Origin of the sequence: Enterococcus sp. B2E4, assembly GCF_030499455.1 — a bacterium.
Taxonomy (GTDB): Bacteria; Bacillota; Bacilli; order Lactobacillales; family Enterococcaceae; genus Enterococcus_D; species Enterococcus_D casseliflavus.
Genome location: NZ_JAUKPK010000016.1, coordinates 1 through 17,898, shown reverse-complemented (window position 1 = coordinate 17,898; position 17,898 = coordinate 1). Strand labels below are relative to the sequence as shown.

Below are 17,898 nucleotides of genomic sequence, written 5' to 3'. Positions count from 1 at the left end.
TTGTCTTCTCATACCCTTCGAACTGCTCCATAAATTGAGATTTGACCAGCTCATCGGTCTTTTGAATCAGATTCTGATAGGTCTTTTTAGTGCTATCTATCGACCATAATAGGCTGGCTAACTTGCTTTGTTCTTTTAAATCAGGTAACTCAAACCTAAAGTTCTTTAGATTTTCCCATTTAACACGGGGTGATAAAGAACCAGCGGACTTACCTATAGCAAAATCAAATAATGCATCATTTTGAATGATAAAAGGTAAAAGTTCAGGTAGAATTTTATCTGGCAGAGCTTGAATTACCGTTATGTCACCAGAACAAATGCCATCAAAAGGAGCAACTACAGCCTTCTTTAAATAAGCGCGTCTACGACCAAAAAGCACATCTCCTTTTCGGAAGATTTTAGTAAAAGAATTTTCCTTATTCTCTTCCCAGGCTGTTAGAGTAATTTCTTCTGGAATCAAGTGCTCTAAGCCCACAATTGGATACCTGCCTTTATTTTCTTTACTAGTTTCCTTTCGCTCTTTAGCAACTTCTCCTAAGAATACTTCACTCATTATTTTCATCCTCCTTTCCGATCATGTCGCTTAATTTCATATAGCGAAGTTTCATAATTTCCGAGTGTGTTCTCCAACTTTCATAACGCTCTTGTAGAGAACGATCGTCAGTTTCTGCCCCAGGCATGGTCTTTTTAACATAAAGTGGAATACTGAGCGAGAAATTGTTATCTTCGATATCACGAATTGAGACAACGCGTGCAAAATCATTATCTGTTTCATATTTGTTGTATGCTGATGCTATCTTTTCAATATGTTTATCTTCCAGATAGCTCTGTGCATTTTTTCTCTCAACCTCATCTACTGCATTTATAAATAAAACCTGGCCACGACGGTTTGCAGGCTTATTTTTACGACATATAATTATGCAAGCCTCCATTGGTGAATTATAAAACAGGTTGGGACCTAAACCTATCACACATTCAAGCATATCGCTTCTAACTAATTTTTCTCGCATACTACTTTCCTCATTACGAAACAATACGCCATGTGGGAATAATATCGCACAACGTCCAGTGTCTTCTTTCAAACTCTTTAGAATGTGTTGTAAAAAAGCATAATCTGCTCTACCTTGAGGTGGAACACCTAGGAAGTTACGTCCATATTTATCGCTAGCAAAGGCTTCTCTGTCCCACTGACTAATAGAGTAGGGAGGATTGGCAAGAACCATGTCAAATTCTTTCAGCTTTCCTTTCTCAATAAAAGCCGGTGATTTTAACGTATCTCCATTTACAATTTCAAAGTCCTTCACACCATGCAAAAATAAGTTCATTTTGCCAATCGATGAAGTTAAAGCATTTATTTCCTGCCCATAAATAGCCACATTACGCCATTCTTTTTTTTGTTTTTGCAAATAGGCTATCGCGGAGATTAGCATACCTGCACTACCGCACGTTGGATCATAAATTGATTCACCTGACTGAGGTCTCAAGATTTCAGTCATAAGATGAACTACGGTACGATTTGTATAGAATTCTTGAGCGGTATGTCCACTATCGTCGGCAAACTTCTTGATTAGATACTCGTATCCCTGTCCTAGTTCGTCCTCCGGACAATTTTCAATAGACAATGTTCTACTGCTGAAATGTTCTATTAATTCTTTTAGAAGTCTGTCTGACAAACGATTCTTATTTGTCCATGCAGCATCTCCAAAAATTCCTTGTAGTTTATCAGCGTTTGCTTTTTCGATCTTACGAAATGCACTGACTATAGCAACACCAACATTCTCGGAAACTTCACGAACATCATTCCAATGAGCACCTTTCGGTACCTGAAACCGATGGTTTTCTTCAAACTCTAAGGCTTCCTCATCGCCAAATTGCTCTAGAATTTTTTGACACTCTTCGTCATAAACATCGCTGATTCTTTTAAAGAAAAGCAGCGGGAAAATGTATTGTTTATAAGCTCCTGCATCTATACTAGAACGAAGAAGAACAGCTGAATCCCATAAATATGTTTGCAATTCATCTATTGTAATGCGATTACTCATTGACATACCCTCCTTCAAGCAATAATTCCATCATTGTTTTTTCAGCCTCAATCATTTTTTCAAGTGCATCAAAATACTGTTTTCTTATTTCAGCTGGAGGAGTAATTTCTTGTTCTTTTCTTTCAATATAATTATTGATCGCTAGACTATAGCCCTTGTCTTTCACTTCGGGAATCGTGACCACTTTTACTTTTTCAATAACATCTTTATAATCGTCATACAAATTGTAGACCTTGTCTACGTCATTGTCTGTCATTATATTTTGTGCTCGTTGTGCTGTGAATATATCAGAACCATCGATCATGCATATACGACCTTTATGATCATTTTTCTTGTTATTGTTTAGAAAAAGAATACAAGCTGATACTCCAGTTGAATAGAACACGCCGCTTACCAGTGTAATAATGCATTCCAGCTTGTCTGATTCAATCAGTTGTTTGCGAATTTCTGCTTCTCTACCCCCACGGAATAGTACACCTTGTGGTAAAACAACAGCACAACGGCCGGTTTTCTCGTCCATCGACTTCACCATGTGTTGCAGCCATGCAAAATCAGCATTGGAGTCAGTTGGGGTCCCCCACATGTTTCGACCATATATATCTGTACTAAATTGTTGTGACCCCCATTTTTTCAAGGAAAAGGGAGGATTCGCTACAACGCAATTGAAAGTTTTTAATTTACCTTTCTCAAGAAAATTAGGAGAACGTAGTGTATCACCTTGAGTAATCTTAAAATCCTTTGCACCATGCAAAAACAAATTCATTCTAGCAATTGCAGATGTAGATAGATTATTTTCCTGACCATATATTCGGCCATACGTCATTTTATCGTTTTTCATGTACCGTATGGCTTCTATTAGCATTCCTCCAGTCCCACAAGCTGGATCATAGACCGTTTCACCAATCTTTGGATCCAGAAGCATGATGAGAAGTTTGACAATGGAGCGTGGGGTATAAAATTCACCAGCATTCTTTTTTGATAAATCAGCAAATTTCTTAATCAGAAATTCATAACTATCTCCCATAACATCAGCTGAATAATTCGCATTACCAACTTTTATCTTTGACATATGTTCTATTAAATTTTTTAGTCTCTCATCTGAGAGTTTAGTTTTGTCAGTCCAATTAGCATCATCAAAGCTACTAAACACACCACTTAAAGTATCGGGGTTAGCACGCTCAATACCATTCATTGCTTTGACGATTGCAACACCAACATTTTCACTTGCTTCCCTGACATTTTGCCAGTGGCATCCCACAGGAATATCAAAACTGTGGTTCTCGGGAAATCTAGCATACTCCTCATCTCCACCAGAGCGCTCAAGTGCATCTTGAGTTTCTTCGTCGTAAACATCACTAATTCTCTTAAAAAAGAGAATTGGAGTCACATAACTTTTATACTCATCTTGGTTTATTGGTCCTCGCAGAATATTACAAGCCTCAAATAGATGATTAAATAGTTGCTGGCTTGTCGTCTCTTCATTTGTAGGAATCGAATCATTTAGTTCTTTCTCTGCTGTCTCTACAGAGGACTGCATCATAGTTTTTCTATTCCCTGTCTGCACTTTGGTCTCTGCATTTCTTTCGATGCCAATACTACCGACTGAATTGATTTTTTCCATCTTTGATGGATAATTATTTTCAAACTCTACCAAAATCTTAAGTAGGCGCTCGTCAAGGAAGGTCAGAGCATGTTTTCTAATATCTGTAGGTATTCCATAGTAAGCTCCTGCGATACCACCTGTAATAGCTGCAAGGGTATCGCTATCGCCACCAATTGATATGGCGTTACGAATTGAATCTTCAAAATTTTTCGACTCGAAGAAAGCTTCCAAGGCTTGAGGAACAGTTCCCTGACAGCTCTCATTAAACTCATAATTATCACGTATTTCATCAAGGGAAAAATTCAACGGGTAATAATTCTTTGTTATATAGTCGCGAATCTCTAGCAAATTCTTTCCAGAACGCGCCAGGAAGATAGCAACAGCTGCTGCCTCTGCACCTTTTATCCCCTCAGGATGATTGTGTGTTACTTCTGTCACAGCTTTTGATAGTTGTTTCACTTCTTCCAGGGTATTTGCTACGAATCCACATGCACTGACACGCATCGCTGCCCCATTACCATAGCTGTTATATGGTTTTGGATTGTCAGAATATATCCATTCTCTGAAATTCCCACCATATCCACAGTTTGGGTAGTGTTGTCCGATATTCTGCATATACTTTACAGCATTTTCGGACAGGTCACTATAATCCGACTTGCTTTCTAACAGCGCTTTAGCTATAGCTAAAGTCATTATGGAATCATCGGTAACACTACATTTATACGTTAATAAATCAAATTGCTTACTCTTGTTATTATTCCATTCAAAACGGGAACCCACGATATCCCCGATAATAGCTCCTAACATAATGATACCTCCTATTAAAATTCTCGTAGCTTATCTAAAACTTTATTCCAGCGCTTTTCAGCAACCTCAACAGTTTCTTTGTAGATTTCTAACTCTTTTTCATATTCATCAGCCTTCATATGTTGTTCTTCAATTGAAGGAACAGGTATTTCCAAGGCATTCAAGTCTTTATAGCTGATATTAATTACTGTACTTCCTTGTTGTACACCACTTATCATCTTTTGCCCAAGAGGGCTGTCTAAGAACAATTTTAAATACACGCTGCTAAGCATCTTTACTTCAGGTCGGATTACAATGATGTTAGATGAAGCGATGCATGGATAGCTCTGCTCGCGAAAGATAGAGGTTCTAATTGCAGTTCCTCTTGCAGGTATTAGTACGTCACCTTCTTTAAGAATGTAGTTTGAAATCTTACGTTCTTCTTCATCAAAATGATCTAGACTATCATAATCAATATCGTAATCACCTATATTCGAGATGTTAACGACACCAACACTTCCGGTTGGGTCTTTTTTTGATACTGATTTTCCTCGGAAAACTTCAGCAACATCTCCCAAAGCAATTTTACGAATAGATGATTCTTGGAATTTTATCCACTCTTCATCTTGCTGAGAGAATATTTTATTTATACTCCAATCACCAAGTTCCTCAAGTTCCTCTAACATAACGAATGTTTCTTCATCGATAATAAATTTATTAGCCATATCACGTTTGTTCTTACGAGGACCAGATTTATATCGACGGACTATCACATCATCATCACCTGGCTTGGTATTTACAACATCGATAAGGTAAGTTTTAATCCCTGTTCCTTCAAACGCACCTTCTGGAAGTTCTGTAATTTCTTTTAAGCGATAAGTCTGTTGAACAAACTGCCTAAGCACTCCAATCTTTCCATGAGCAAATGTGATTCTAGCCGGCATTGTGATTATAAGCTCACCACCATTATTTGTATGAAGAAGCAGGTTTTCAAGCGCTACCGCATCTTGATCTCTACTCATAAAATTTTCATCTTCAGCAAGATTTCTTGTTCCGAAATTAGGTACAGAGAATATAAGATCGTAACGACTGTTTGTGAAACCGTATTGATATATACTTGCATTCAATATTTTTACATTTTTATAACCAGCAAAAATTCTGTTAATTATGTGAAAACTGATTTTTTCTTCAGTTGTAATGGTATAGTTGCAACCAGGATGTTCATCGATTAGTTTCTTTAGATTTGGAGCGAATTTTTCCCCTTCGGCAATAAGAACCTCATCTGCGTCAAGTTTAAAGCGACTGCAGTACTCTTCAGATAGAGCATTAGAAATTACTGAGTACCCACCATATCTTCTATCACTCTGGGCAATAATCAATTCCCAGTTGACCTCTCCCTTAAAAACATCATAGGCATTATACACTCTGGTAAATTGTGTCTTATCTCTAAACGGGTTAATAATATCGAGCCTATCTGCAACTGTCAGCATAGTCTCGTAGATTCGCTCTTCTGAATCATCATAGATATTTTTGTCAAAGTACTCTTCCTTTGTTTCAGCCACAAGAAGCGCAGCAGGAAGATAGGAGTCACTCTCAGTAAACCCTCTAAATAAATCTAAGTATTCAAAGGTGTTTTTTTCAATCTCGTTAGTCATAATTCGTTTTTCCTCCTTACCAATAGCTGATTTGATAAATCAAGAATATCACGGTTTAACAAATTTGTCAATCGATAATTTAACTTTTGGTACTTGAATACCAAATTGATATAAATTGCACTGTGGATATTGGCGTAAAAATACGGATGCGTTTATTTAATGATTGGCACCGGATTTTCTGGATAGCTATTTTAATTGCCTTCCACGTGCATATATATTTCAATTTCAACTTTCAATCTGATAGTCACATTGTCAACTCACTATTATTTTGCCAACCATCTTATCAACTCACTTAGTCATCGACGATATTTGTTGATGATTTTTCAAATTCACCAATCTTTGATAACTTCCCTAAAAGCAAAAAACCGTGATTATCCTTCCGGCTTAAAACCAGACCTCAAATCACGGAAAGCCTTTATTTTCTTGTCTTATTACACTTTTATTTATCTACCCTTGACATCAATACTACCGTCTCAACGTGGGTCGTTTGTGGGAACAAATCAACAGGTTGGACTTCTTTTGTCACATACCCTTCTTCTTCAAACAACGCGAGGTCACGAGCCAAGGTTGCTGGATTGCAGGAAATGTAAACGATGCGCTCTGGTTTAACTGCAGCGGTCGTTTCAATAAAGCTGGCATCTAAACCTTTGCGAGGTGGATCAACGAAGACGACCGTCGGTTGAATGCCTTCACGTAGCCATTGCGGCATGATTTTTTCGGCTTTACCGATAAAGTAATGCACGTTTTCGACACCATTTCTTTTGGCATTGGCTTTGGCATCGTTCACTGCTTCAGGAATGACTTCCATCCCTAACACTTCTTTCACGCGATCAGCCAAACTGATCCCGATCGTTCCGATTCCTGCATAGGCATCCACAACGATATCATTTTCAGACAGTTGTGCCATCTCGAAGGCGGTTTGGTACAAGACTTCTGTTTGCGCTGTGTTGATTTGGTAGAAAGATTTCGCTGAGATTTGGAAGGTTTTGCCTAATAATTGATCATCGATCGATGACTTGCCATACAAGACACGCTCGAACTCGCCCATGATCACATTGGTTTTTTCTTCATTGATGTTTTGAATGACAGAAACAACTTCTGGAATCTCTTCGTGGATCACTTCCGCGATCTCTTCTCCCTTGAAGAATTTCGGTTTACGTGTCACTAATACGACCATCATTTCACCTGAGTGATGCCCACGACGAACGACAATGTGGCGTAAGAACCCTTCATGGGCTTCTTCATTGTAGGCTTTGACATTGAAGCGCTGCAAAATATCTCTGACTTTGATGATTGCTTGATCGATGTTTGGATCTTGAATATAAAAGTCTTCAATCGGTACCAGAGTATGGCTGTTTTTGCGGTAAAATCCAGTCGTTAATTTTCCATGAATCTTTTGCACAGGGATTTGCGCTTTGTTGCGGTAACCAAATGGTTTTTCCATTCCGATTGGTGCCTTGACCTTGATTTCAGGCAGTTTGGCGATTTTAGCCAAAACATTCTCTACTTGCTGCTGTTTGAAGGCTAATTGTTTGTCATAGCTCAAATGACTCAATGGGGCGATCCCGGTGCGCAACAATGCTTCATTCGGTAATTCTTGCCGATCAGGACTTGCTTGCAACAGTTTCATCACTTTGGCAAAACCAAATTTGTTGCCGACTTTCAATACTTTGACTAAGGCACGTTCATTTGGCAGGGTGTTTTCAATAAATAATAAGTACCCATCGACTTTGGCGATCCCATTTCCTTCATGGGAAAGGTCCAAAATATCGACTTCAAGTTCCTGATTCTTTTTAACAGGATAATTTTTCATAGATTTCTCCTTTGTGCTTACTTTCTCCATTTTAAAAAGGAATGGTCGAAATTGCAAGCGCTGCTTATTTTAACAGTTCAACAGATCGGGTAGACGTGCAAAAAAGAACCGAAGGAGGGAAATCGGCTGATTGCTTTTCTAGGGGTTGCGGCGAAGAGCCGCTGCACCACAGGAGCAATCCCTTTTCCATCCTTCGGAAAATCGAACAGATCAGAAGTTGGTAAAAACCTCGATCATTGTTTATTTGTCAGCTGTTTTTTTCTTTTTCTGTGATTTTTCCCGTTCGCTCTTGTTCAAGATTTGTTTTCTCAAACGAATGCTTTCTGGTGTTACTTCACAGTATTCGTCATCGTTCAAGAACTCCAATGATTCTTCTAGTGAAAGGATTCTTGGTTTCTTGATGACAGATGTTTGGTCTTTCGTCGCTGAACGAACGTTGGTCATTTGTTTTGCTTTCGTGATATTGACCGTTAAGTCATTGTCACGAGAGTTTTCGCCGACGATCATTCCTTCATATACTTCAGTACCTGGTTCAACGAAGACCGTTCCACGTTCTTCAATACTCATGATTGAGTAAGTCGTTGCTTTTCCTGTATCGATCGATACAAGTGCGCCGTGGTGGCGTCCGCCGATTTGCCCTTGAATCATTGGCAAGTATTGGTCGAAGGTGTGGTGCATGATACCGTAGCCGCGAGTCATTGATAAGAATTCTGTCGTATAGCCGATCAAGCCACGAGCTGGTGCTAAGAAAATGATCCGTACTTGTCCATTTCCTGTATTGATCATATCTTGCATTTCTGCTTTACGAATCCCTAGTGATTCAATCACTGAACCCATGTATTCTTCTGGTGTGTCGATTTGCACTCGTTCAAATGGTTCGCATTTCACGCCATCAATTTCGCGTTCGATAACTTCTGGACGAGAAACTTGCAATTCAAAACCTTCACGACGCATGTTTTCGATCAAGATCGATAAATGAAGTTCGCCACGTCCTGAAACAGTCCAAGAATCTGGTCCGATTGGTTCAACACGTAGAGACACGTCTGTTTGTAGTTGCGCCATCAAGCGTTCTTCAATTTTACGAGCGGTTACGAATTTCCCTTCACGACCTGCAAATGGTGAATTGTTCACGACAAAGGTCATTTGTAATGTTGGCTCATCAATGTGTAAAACAGGTAACGAGTCTTGGTGATCGATCGGTGTGACTGTTTCACCAACGAAGATGTCTTCCATCCCAGAAACAGCGATCAAATCGCCAGCTTTCGCTTCTTGGATCTCTAAACGTTTCAAACCGAAGAAACCGAATAATTTTGTGACACGGAATTTCTTCACTTGGCCATCAAGTTTCATCAAAGCAACTTGGTCACCAACTTTGATCGTTCCACGGAAGACACGTCCGATTCCGATACGTCCAACGTAGTCATTATAATCAAGCAACGATACTTGGAATTGCAATGGCTCATCGCTGTTGTCGATTGGCGCTGGAATGTGTTTTACGATCGTATCAAACAATGGTGCCATCGTTTTTTGTTGATCGGCAGGATCATCTGATTCACTTGAGGTTCCGTTGATCGCTGAAGCGTAGATCACTGGGAAGTCCAATTGGTCATCGTCTGCACCTAATTCGATAAATAGTTCTAATACTTCATCTACCACGTGCTCAGGACGAGCAGATGGTTTGTCGATTTTGTTAACAACAACGATTGGGACTAAATGTTGTTCCAACGCTTTTTTCAATACGAAACGTGTTTGAGGCATCGTTCCTTCATAAGCATCAACAACTAAAACAACACCATCGACCATTTTCATGATCCGCTCTACTTCACCACCGAAGTCCGCGTGTCCTGGGGTATCCATGATATTGATTTTGGTTCCGTTGTATTCAACCGCTGTATTTTTCGCTAAGATCGTGATACCACGTTCTTTTTCGATCGCATTTGAATCCATCGCCCGTTCTTGTAATTGGGTATGGCTATCTAACGTTTGGGATTGTTTCAATAATTCATCAACTAATGTAGTTTTTCCGTGGTCAACGTGGGCAATAATAGCGACATTGCGGATATCATTTCTAATATTCAATTTATAAACTCCTTTTTTGGTGACATTGCACTCGACAAGCCATTATACCAGAATTTCTTTCTGAAATATAGTGCAAAGTTTTCATTTTTACAGAAAAAACCAGATATTTAATAAATATCTGGTTTTTTCTTATTGATTGACGATCGCCAATAATTCTTCAAAAGCTTTCGGTGTACCGCCTACGAACAATTCCCGTCCATTCAAGGATAGCGGCTCTCCTTTGATGTTTGCCATCTTTAATCCAAGGGTTTCTAACAAAACGCCCCCTGGCGCATAATCCCATGGCGCAAGATGAGAAAGGTAGCCTGCTCTTTGTCCTTTAGCGAGGGCGATCAGCTCTACCCCAGCACAGCCAGTCATACGAATGCCTAATGCTTTGTCACTGACCTCGGTTTCGTGGTGGCGGTTATGGATCAACATGGGCGAATTCAAGCCAACGAGACCTTCGGATAAGGCAATATCTTTCGGCGGTTCGATCTGCTTGCCATTGTTATAGACACCAATCTCTGGCCCACCCCATAAGAATTCATCTTTCATAACATTATAGACAAAGCCAAAGCGCCCTTTGCCCTCTTCGTAAATCGCGATCATGATACAAAAGTTTTCTTTTTCTAACACGAAATTCATCGTTCCATCGATCGGATCAATGATGAAGACCCGCCCACTCATGTCGGCAAGTGTGTCCAGTCCGTTTTCTTCACCTAAAATTTTGGCATCCGGATCATAGGATTGGATCTTACCAATCAGAAAATCTTGCGTGGCTTTATCCAATTCTGTCACTAAGTCTTTCCGTCCTGATTTTGTCTCGACCACTAAGTCTTCTTTATTTAAATTGTCTTTGATCGTTTCACCTGCAGCGATCATCCACTGGCGAACTTCATTAACGATTTCATGCATTCGTTGATCTACCCTTTCATTTTTAGTTTTCCCTCAGTCTTTTTCGCTGCCTTGACAGCATGGTACAGCGAATAGCCTGATAGTTCTTCAAATTCTCTGCCTAAACGGCGTTCCTCGCCAATGCTAGGAACGACTTTCTTAAAGGCTTGATACGCCTCAAGAAACGTACTACTGGGAAGGCCTTTTTCATAGGCTTGTTCTAATCTTTCCCACATCTTCATGACGACGACCATTTCATCTGTCGACCAATCTAAGTCAAGAGGATATTGATAATCCCGCATAGTTTTCACCTCTAGTTTCTTTCTCTTCCAGTGTACCATAAAACCTCTTATTGTCGAAAAGAGGTTCTTTGGTACAAGCATTTTTTTATAGGTAATTCTCTTAAAAAAACTAACAAAGAATCACTCTGCTTGTTTAGTTACCGACAGCAAAGCGGATATTTTGTTGTTTTTCTAGGCATTTGTTACACTTGTGTTAGCAACCTAAAGGAGGAATTCTCTTGCGTTTAGAAAACAAAAAAATCATTGCCTTAGTCGACAATGATTTCGAAGATTTAGAACTGTGGTACCCGGTCCATCGGTTACGGGAAGAAGGCGCGCAAGTCGATTTAGTCGGTGAAGAAGCGCATAAAACGTATATTGGCAAATACGGTGTACCCGCAGAATCAGCCTATGCTTTTTCTGATATTCATGCCGATGACTACGATGCCATCTTAGTTCCAGGTGGTTGGGCGCCTGATAAATTACGACGTTTCCCAGAGGTCATCTCTTTCGTGCAAACGATGGACAAAGACGAAAAAGTCATTGGTCAAATCTGTCATGCAGGCTGGGTCTTGATTTCTGCGAATATCCTGCAAGGCAAGACGGTCACCAGTACACCAGGCATCAAAGATGATATGACAAATGCTGGAGCCACATGGGTGGATACACCTGTGGTTACGGATGGACATATCGTTTCCAGCCGCCGTCCTCCAGATCTACCAGACTATATGCGGGAATTTATCGCTGTATTAGAAAAGAAATAGTACCCGTTGATCAGATTCAAAAGAGTTGCGACCGAAGCAAATACGGCTGCAACTCTTTTTTCTACCTATCGATCATTCGCTTAGGATCGCTAGTTTCTTGTTACTTTTAGGGATTTTTTTCACACCAATAAAGGTCAATGCAGCACCTAGAACGGCAAACCCAGTCCCAATCAAAAGCATTTCCCAAACACCGAAGCTTTGGATCAGCATCCCGCCCAAAAGATTGCCAATCACGCCACCGATCGTGGTAGCAATGATAATAATCGTTTGTCCAAAAACCCGATCTTCATCTGCCAAACTATGGTTGAACAAATAAGCCGAAGCTGGAATAAACAAAGCAAAACTAACCCCTTGCATCAAATGGCTCAATTCCATCAAGATAATGGAGCTGATCAACAGCATCAACACCCCACGAATGGCAAAGGCAACACTGGAAAACAACAGCCAAAAACGGCTAGACCGTATCCTCACTAACTGTTCAAAGAAAATCATGCCTGGCAATTCGCATAACGCCGCAACCATCAGGGCGATGCCAACTTCCTTACTGCCACCGCCAATATCGGCAAAAATTTGTGCCAAAAAGCTGTTGATCATCGTGTGGAAGCTGAAAAGAAAGCTAAACCCGACAAAGAGAAAGAGTAAAAAAGGATATTTTTTCAAAAAGGCACCTGAATGACTTTGTTCTGTATGCATCACGGGCATTTCTGGCTTCTTGATCGCTGGCAGCAAAAGCAAAATAATGAGAAACAAAACGGCCTGCCCGATAGCGATCATTGGCAAAAGGGCTGCCGAAAACTCCTCCAAGAGCTGCCCCAGTAAAAAGGAGGTTCCCGCAAATCCTAGTGACCCACCCGCACGAGAAAAGCCAAAATTGATTTTGTTGCCGCTATTCGTGTATTCAAACGCCAAGGCGTTGAGAAAGGACTGCATGGAAACGAGCAAAATCCCTCCTAAGACATAGGTCAGTATTGATAATGCAGGGAAAATCACACCTGCTAAGAGCACCGCGACCACGCCGATTGTCATCGTTTTCAAGACAACGATCAGCGGTACTTTACTTTTTTTGATAATGATTTGACTGATGAAGGGCTGCAAAATCGTAGACGTAATATTGACTAAGGCTAAAATACCGCCAATTTTTGCTGAATCGACCTTGAAATAAATCAAAAAAAGGGTCGCAAAGCCATAGATTGAGCAAAACATCATCCAATAAAGAAATTGCAAACTTGTGTAGTAAAACCGAATCCTCTTGTCACTCGCATGATTACGCATACATCCCCCACCTTATCCATATTCCTTAGCAACTAAATATAGCATAGAACCGATGGATTTACTATCCTTCTAACAACAGAAACCGCAGTTTTATTTGAAACACTAACCGACAACAAAAAAGCGCAGCATAGTATCCTGCGCTTTTCCTACTGCTTCAACTATTTAGAGCTGTTGGAAGGCTTGCGTGAGATCTTCCAAGAGATCGTTGATGTTTTCCAATCCAATGGATAGGCGAATCGTCTCTGGACGAATTTTGGCTGCTGCAAGTTCTTCTACGCTAAGCTGGGAATGGGTCGTCGAAGCTGGATGGATGATCAAGGACTTTGCATCCCCGACATTTGCCAGCAAAGAGAAGAGCTTGGTTGCGCCACAAAAGGTTTTGCTTGCTTCTGCTCCACCCTTTAATCCAAAGGAAAAGACGGAACTGGTCCCTTTGGGGAAATACTCCTGCGCCCGTTCAAAATAGGGGCTGTCCGGCAGTGTTGGGAAGTGAACCCAAGAGACTTCCGAGTGCTTGGCTAAAAATTCAGCAACTTGTTGCGCATTTTCTACATGACGTTCCATCCGCAACGAAAGCGTCTCGATGCCTAACAGCAACACCCATGAATTGAAGGGAGAAATCGCAGCGCCTGTATCCCGTAAAAGAATCGTTCGTGCTCGAGTGATATAGGCAGCGTTACCAGCGGCTTCTACCCATGAGATTCCATGGTAGCTATGATCGGGATCGACCAGCTTGGGAAATTTGCCATTTGTCCAATCAAAGTTGCCGCTGTCGATAATGGCCCCTCCCAAAGCAGCACCGTGACCACCGAGGTATTTTGTCGTGGAATAAACGACGATGTCCGCCCCATGCTCAAATCCTCGAAACAGATAGGGAGTTGCAAAGGTATTGTCAATGATGAGGGGAATCCCTGCTTCATGAGCGATCGCTGCAATCTTTTTAAAGTCGGCAATATCAATATCTGGATTGCCTAAAGACTCTAGAAAAACTGCTTTAGTATTTTCTTGGATGGCTGCTTTTAGTGCTGCCAGATCTTCACTATCAACAAAGCTTGTAGTGATGCCAAAATCTGGCAACGTATGAGCGAATAAATTATAGGTCCCCCCATAAATTGAAGCAGCAGAAACGATATGATCTCCTGCTTGTGCAAGATTTAAAATCGCATAGGTGATCGCTGCTGAGCCAGAAGCCGTTGCTAACGCACCGACACCGCCTTCTAAGAGGGCTAATCGTTCTTCTAGAACAGCCGTTGTCGGATTGGTAATACGGGTATAGATATTGCCATTCTCACTAAGACTAAATCTCGCTGCCGCTTGATCTGCGTCCTCAAACACATACGATGTGGTTTGATAAATGGGTACGGCGCGACTCCCTGTAGTAGGATCTGGTGTTTGTCCTCCGTGTAATTGAATCGTCTCAAATCTTTCTGTCATACTATTCCTCCTTAATAATACAAATAAAAAAGCCCTCTGATATCGAGATATCAAAGGACGTGTTCACGTGTTACCACCTTTATTCAAGCAGACTTTCCAGCATGCTTCTCAGCAAGTACGCGACAAATTAACGTCGTTATACTCTGACGCGATAGCGGGCGCACCCGGATCTTCTTATCTTTCGTACAAGTTCAGAAGATCACCTCTGAGGCCATTTTCGATTGATTCTACAAGTTCTTCTTGCACCCTACGAAGACTCTCTAGGCTTGCCAAATCAATGTACTTTCCTCATCAACGGTTGAAATATTAAGAGCATCGTATCATTTACAGAAGATTCTGTCAATAGTTTAGGATCGCTTTATTTTTGGTGATAAAAAAACTCGTTCACCAAATGATGAACGAGTTTCAAAAAGCTTAAATGTGGATTGGTAAACCTAGAGCTAACTCAGCAGCATCCATTGTGATCTCACCTAGAGATGGATGTGGATGGATGGTTAACGCGATATCTTCTGCGTTCATGCCAGATTCAATAGCAAGAGCAAGTTCTGAAACCATATCGCTTGCTCCTAAACCAGCAATTTGCGCACCGATGATCACATTGTCTTCAACCGTTGTTACTAAGCGAATGAATCCTTCGGTTTTTCCTAGAGATAACGCACGACCGTTACCTGAGAATGGGAATTTGAATGCTTTTGCTTCAATTCCAGCATCCTTGGCATCTTTGATGGTCATACCGACAGAAGCCAATTCTGGGTCAGTAAAGGCAACTGCAGGCATCGCTTTGTAATCGACAGCAACTTTTTTGCCAGAGATTGCTTCAGCAGCGATTTTTGCTTCGTAGCTGGCTTTATGTGCTAATGCAGCACCAGGAACGATATCACCAATTGCGTAGATGTTTGATACGTTGGTACGGCCTTGTTTGTCAACCGTGATCAATCCGCGTTCGCCTACTTCAACACCTGCTTGTTCCAAGCCCATGTCATCAGTATTTGGACGACGGCCAACAGTAACCATCACGTAATCAGCAGTAACTGATTCTTCTTTACCATCTACGGCATATTTCACAGTTACGCTATCGCCATTGTCAATTGCTTCTTTCGCCATTGCGTTGGTAACGACTGTTACACCTTTTTTCGCAAAGTCTTCTTCAACCAATTTGACCATGTCTTTTTCATAGGTTGGCAAGATTTGAGGAGAACCTTCAAGGATTGTTACTTCTGCACCTAGGTTTGCATACGCTGCACCTAGTTCAGAACCGATGACACCGCCACCGATAACAACGAATTTTTTAGGAACTTCTTTTAATGCCAATCCGCCAGTTGAATCAAGGACACGTCCGCCGAATTTGAAACCAGGGATTTCAATTGGACGAGAACCTGTTGCGATGATTGCATTGTTGAAAGAGTAAGTTTGTGCTGAATCTGGGTGGATGACACGCAATGTGTGATCATCAACGAAGAAAGCTTCTCCTTCAATTGTTTCAACTTTATGTTTTTTCAATAGGAAACCAACACCAGAAGTTAACGTTTTAACGACTTTGTTGTCTTTCCATTCTTGTGTTTTGGTAAAATCAAGGGAAACATTTTCACTTGTTACACCAAACATTGTTGAATCCAAAGATTCTTGGTAATGATGACCTGCAGCGATCAAAGCTTTTGAAGGGATACAACCAACGTTTAAACAAACGCCGCCGATGTATTCTCTTTCAATGATTGCTACTTTTTGTCCCATTTCAGCAGCGCGGATGGCAGCTACATAGCCGCCAGGTCCCGCACCGATTACAACTGTATCTAATTCAACAGCAAAATCTCCAACTACCATTTGTTAATCATCCTTCCATCATTAATAGCTCTGGATCAGCTAATAGACGTTTGATATTATTCATTGCTTGTTGCGCTGTTGCGCCATCAACGATACGGTGGTCGAAGCTTAATGAAAGTTTCATCACACGTCCGACAACGATTTCGCCTTCAGCGTTTACGATTGGTTGTTGCGCGATCGTACCTACACCCAAAATAGCTACTTCAGGGTAGTTGATTACTGGTGTGAACCAGCCGCCACCAACTGAACCAATGTTACTGATCGTGATGGTACCGTTACGCATATCATCTGCAGCCAATTTGCCGTCATGAGCAAGTTTTGCTTTTTCGTTGATTTCATCGGCGATAGCAAACATGCCTTTACGATCTGCATCTTTTACGTTTGGTACATACAAACCATGGTCAGTATCTGTTGCGATACCGATGTTGTAATAGTTTTTGTATACGATCTCTTGTTTTGCATCATCGATCGACGCATTCAAGATAGGGAATTTTTTCACTGTTGCAGTCAATGCTTTCACAACATATGGTAAGAAAGTAAGTTTTGTGCCGTTTGCAGCAGCAACTTCTTTGAATTTCTTACGGTTATCCCATAGGTTTGTTACTTCAACTTCATCATGCAAGGTTACATGAGGTGCTGTTTGTTTGCTGTTTACCATCGCTTTAGCGATTGCTTTACGTGTAGGTGTTAAGGCCACACGTTCTTCTAAATCACCTAAGTTTGATTTGAAGGCTTTTGCTGGAGCTGCTGGTTTGCTTTCAGTTGCTGCAGCTTTTGTTTCTTCTTTCGCAGGAGCTTGAGTTTCAGCTTTTGCAGCTTGTCCGCCACCTGATAGGAAGTTTTCGATGTCTTCTTTTGTTACACGGCCGCCTTTACCTGTTGCTGATACTTGAGAAATATCAACATCTTTTTCACGAGCAAATTGACGTACAGAAGGCATAGCCAAGACGCGTTTGTTAGGATCTGCTGCTTCAACAACACTTGCTGAACCAGAAGTTTCCACTTTTTCTTTTGGTGCTTCTGCAGATGTGCTTGATGAAGCAGGCGCACTGTTGTGACCAGGTGCGTCGATTTCAACTAAAACATCCCCAACATTTGCGACTGTTCCTTCAGCAACAACGATGTTTTTCACTGTTCCTGTTACTGGAGATGGAATTTCTTCCACTGATTTGTCGTTTTGAACTTCAAGCAACGTATCATCTTCATTGATGGTATCTCCTGCTTTAACGAACCATTTTACGATTTCACCTTCTGCAATACCTTCACCGATATCTGGTAATTTGAATTGGAAAACGCCTGCGCCTTCAGAAGAACCAGCTGATGCTTCAGCCGTTTCCGTTGTAGGTTCTGCCGCTGGTTTTGCTGGTGTTTGAGACTCTGCTGCTACACCTTCATCGCCTTCGTTGTCTTCATGTCCTGGTGCATCGATCTCAACAAGGACATCCCCAACGTTTGCGACTGTACCTTCAGGG

13 protein-coding genes, 1 pseudogene and 1 other annotated feature are annotated in these 17,898 nt (G+C 41.0%); of the genes and pseudogenes, 1 reads left to right on the top strand and 13 read right to left on the bottom strand.

Going from position 1 to position 17,898, the window contains the following annotated elements; genetic code table 11:
* The 9 genes and pseudogenes from Q1X33_RS12220 to Q1X33_RS12180 form a co-directional block, all read right to left on the bottom strand.
* Positions 1-553 (bottom strand): restriction endonuclease subunit S (locus tag Q1X33_RS12220; RefSeq protein WP_301969695.1); only part of this gene is annotated, 553 nt, incomplete at its 3' end.
* Positions 546-2,042, bottom strand: coding sequence for a class I SAM-dependent DNA methyltransferase (locus tag Q1X33_RS12215; protein ID WP_301969694.1), 1,497 nt, complete (start codon positions 2,040-2,042; stop codon positions 546-548). The genes Q1X33_RS12220 and Q1X33_RS12215, both read right to left, overlap by 8 nt.
* On the bottom strand, positions 2,035-3,696 hold the full coding sequence (locus Q1X33_RS12210) for an N-6 DNA methylase (RefSeq protein ID WP_367652792.1): 1,662 nt from the start codon (positions 3,694-3,696) through the stop codon (positions 2,035-2,037). The genes Q1X33_RS12215 and Q1X33_RS12210 overlap by 8 nt, the downstream gene beginning before the upstream one ends.
* Positions 3,679-4,452: pseudogene (locus Q1X33_RS12205) on the bottom strand (ADP-ribosylglycohydrolase family protein); the annotation flags it as partial. The pseudogene Q1X33_RS12205 and the gene Q1X33_RS12210, both read right to left, overlap by 18 nt.
* A gap of 14 nt (positions 4,453-4,466) precedes the next feature.
* Positions 4,467-6,086 carry a restriction endonuclease subunit S gene (locus tag Q1X33_RS12200; protein WP_301969693.1) on the bottom strand — a complete coding sequence of 540 codons (1,620 nt, stop codon included), beginning with the start codon at positions 6,084-6,086 and terminating at the stop codon, positions 4,467-4,469.
* A 439-nt stretch (positions 6,087-6,525) separates the two neighbouring features.
* Positions 6,526-7,899, bottom strand: coding sequence for a 23S rRNA (uracil(1939)-C(5))-methyltransferase RlmD (rlmD, locus tag Q1X33_RS12195; RefSeq protein ID WP_301969692.1), 1,374 nt, complete (start codon positions 7,897-7,899; stop codon positions 6,526-6,528).
* 240 nt (positions 7,900-8,139) lie between these two features.
* Positions 8,140-9,978, bottom strand: a complete 1,839-nt coding sequence (gene typA, locus Q1X33_RS12190) for a translational GTPase TypA (RefSeq protein WP_005230064.1) — start codon at positions 9,976-9,978, stop codon at positions 8,140-8,142.
* A gap of 129 nt (positions 9,979-10,107) precedes the next feature.
* On the bottom strand, positions 10,108-10,875 hold the full coding sequence (locus tag Q1X33_RS12185) for an inositol monophosphatase family protein (protein ID WP_005230062.1): 768 nt from the start codon (positions 10,873-10,875) through the stop codon (positions 10,108-10,110).
* 8 nt (positions 10,876-10,883) lie between these two features.
* Positions 10,884-11,156 carry a UPF0223 family protein gene (locus Q1X33_RS12180; RefSeq protein WP_034869419.1) on the bottom strand — a complete coding sequence of 91 codons (273 nt, stop codon included), beginning with the start codon at positions 11,154-11,156 and terminating at the stop codon, positions 10,884-10,886.
* A 218-nt stretch (positions 11,157-11,374) separates the two neighbouring features.
* Here Q1X33_RS12180 and Q1X33_RS12175 point away from each other — a divergent pair, with 218 nt between their 5' ends.
* Positions 11,375-11,899 (top strand): type 1 glutamine amidotransferase domain-containing protein, encoded by a 525-nt coding sequence (locus Q1X33_RS12175; RefSeq protein ID WP_005230058.1) that lies wholly within the window; start codon positions 11,375-11,377, stop codon positions 11,897-11,899.
* A 72-nt stretch (positions 11,900-11,971) separates the two neighbouring features.
* Here Q1X33_RS12175 and Q1X33_RS12170 read toward each other — a convergent pair whose 3' ends face one another.
* The 4 genes from Q1X33_RS12170 to Q1X33_RS12155 form a co-directional block, all read right to left on the bottom strand.
* A complete protein-coding gene (locus tag Q1X33_RS12170) occupies positions 11,972-13,171 on the bottom strand; it encodes an MFS transporter (protein WP_005230056.1) in 1,200 nt (399 codons plus the stop codon).
* A gap of 162 nt (positions 13,172-13,333) precedes the next feature.
* Entirely contained in the window at positions 13,334-14,605 is a 1,272-nt protein-coding gene (locus Q1X33_RS12165) for an O-acetylhomoserine aminocarboxypropyltransferase/cysteine synthase family protein (protein ID WP_016613342.1), read from the bottom strand.
* A gap of 50 nt (positions 14,606-14,655) precedes the next feature.
* Positions 14,656-14,909: a binding site (T-box leader), on the bottom strand.
* Positions 14,910-15,019: 110 nt separating this feature from the next.
* Positions 15,020-16,426, bottom strand: coding sequence for a dihydrolipoyl dehydrogenase (gene lpdA, locus Q1X33_RS12160; protein WP_005230052.1), 1,407 nt, complete (start codon positions 16,424-16,426; stop codon positions 15,020-15,022).
* Positions 16,427-16,433: 7 nt separating this feature from the next.
* Positions 16,434-17,898 (bottom strand): 2-oxo acid dehydrogenase subunit E2 (locus Q1X33_RS12155; RefSeq protein ID WP_301996772.1); only part of this gene is annotated, 1,465 nt, incomplete at its 5' end.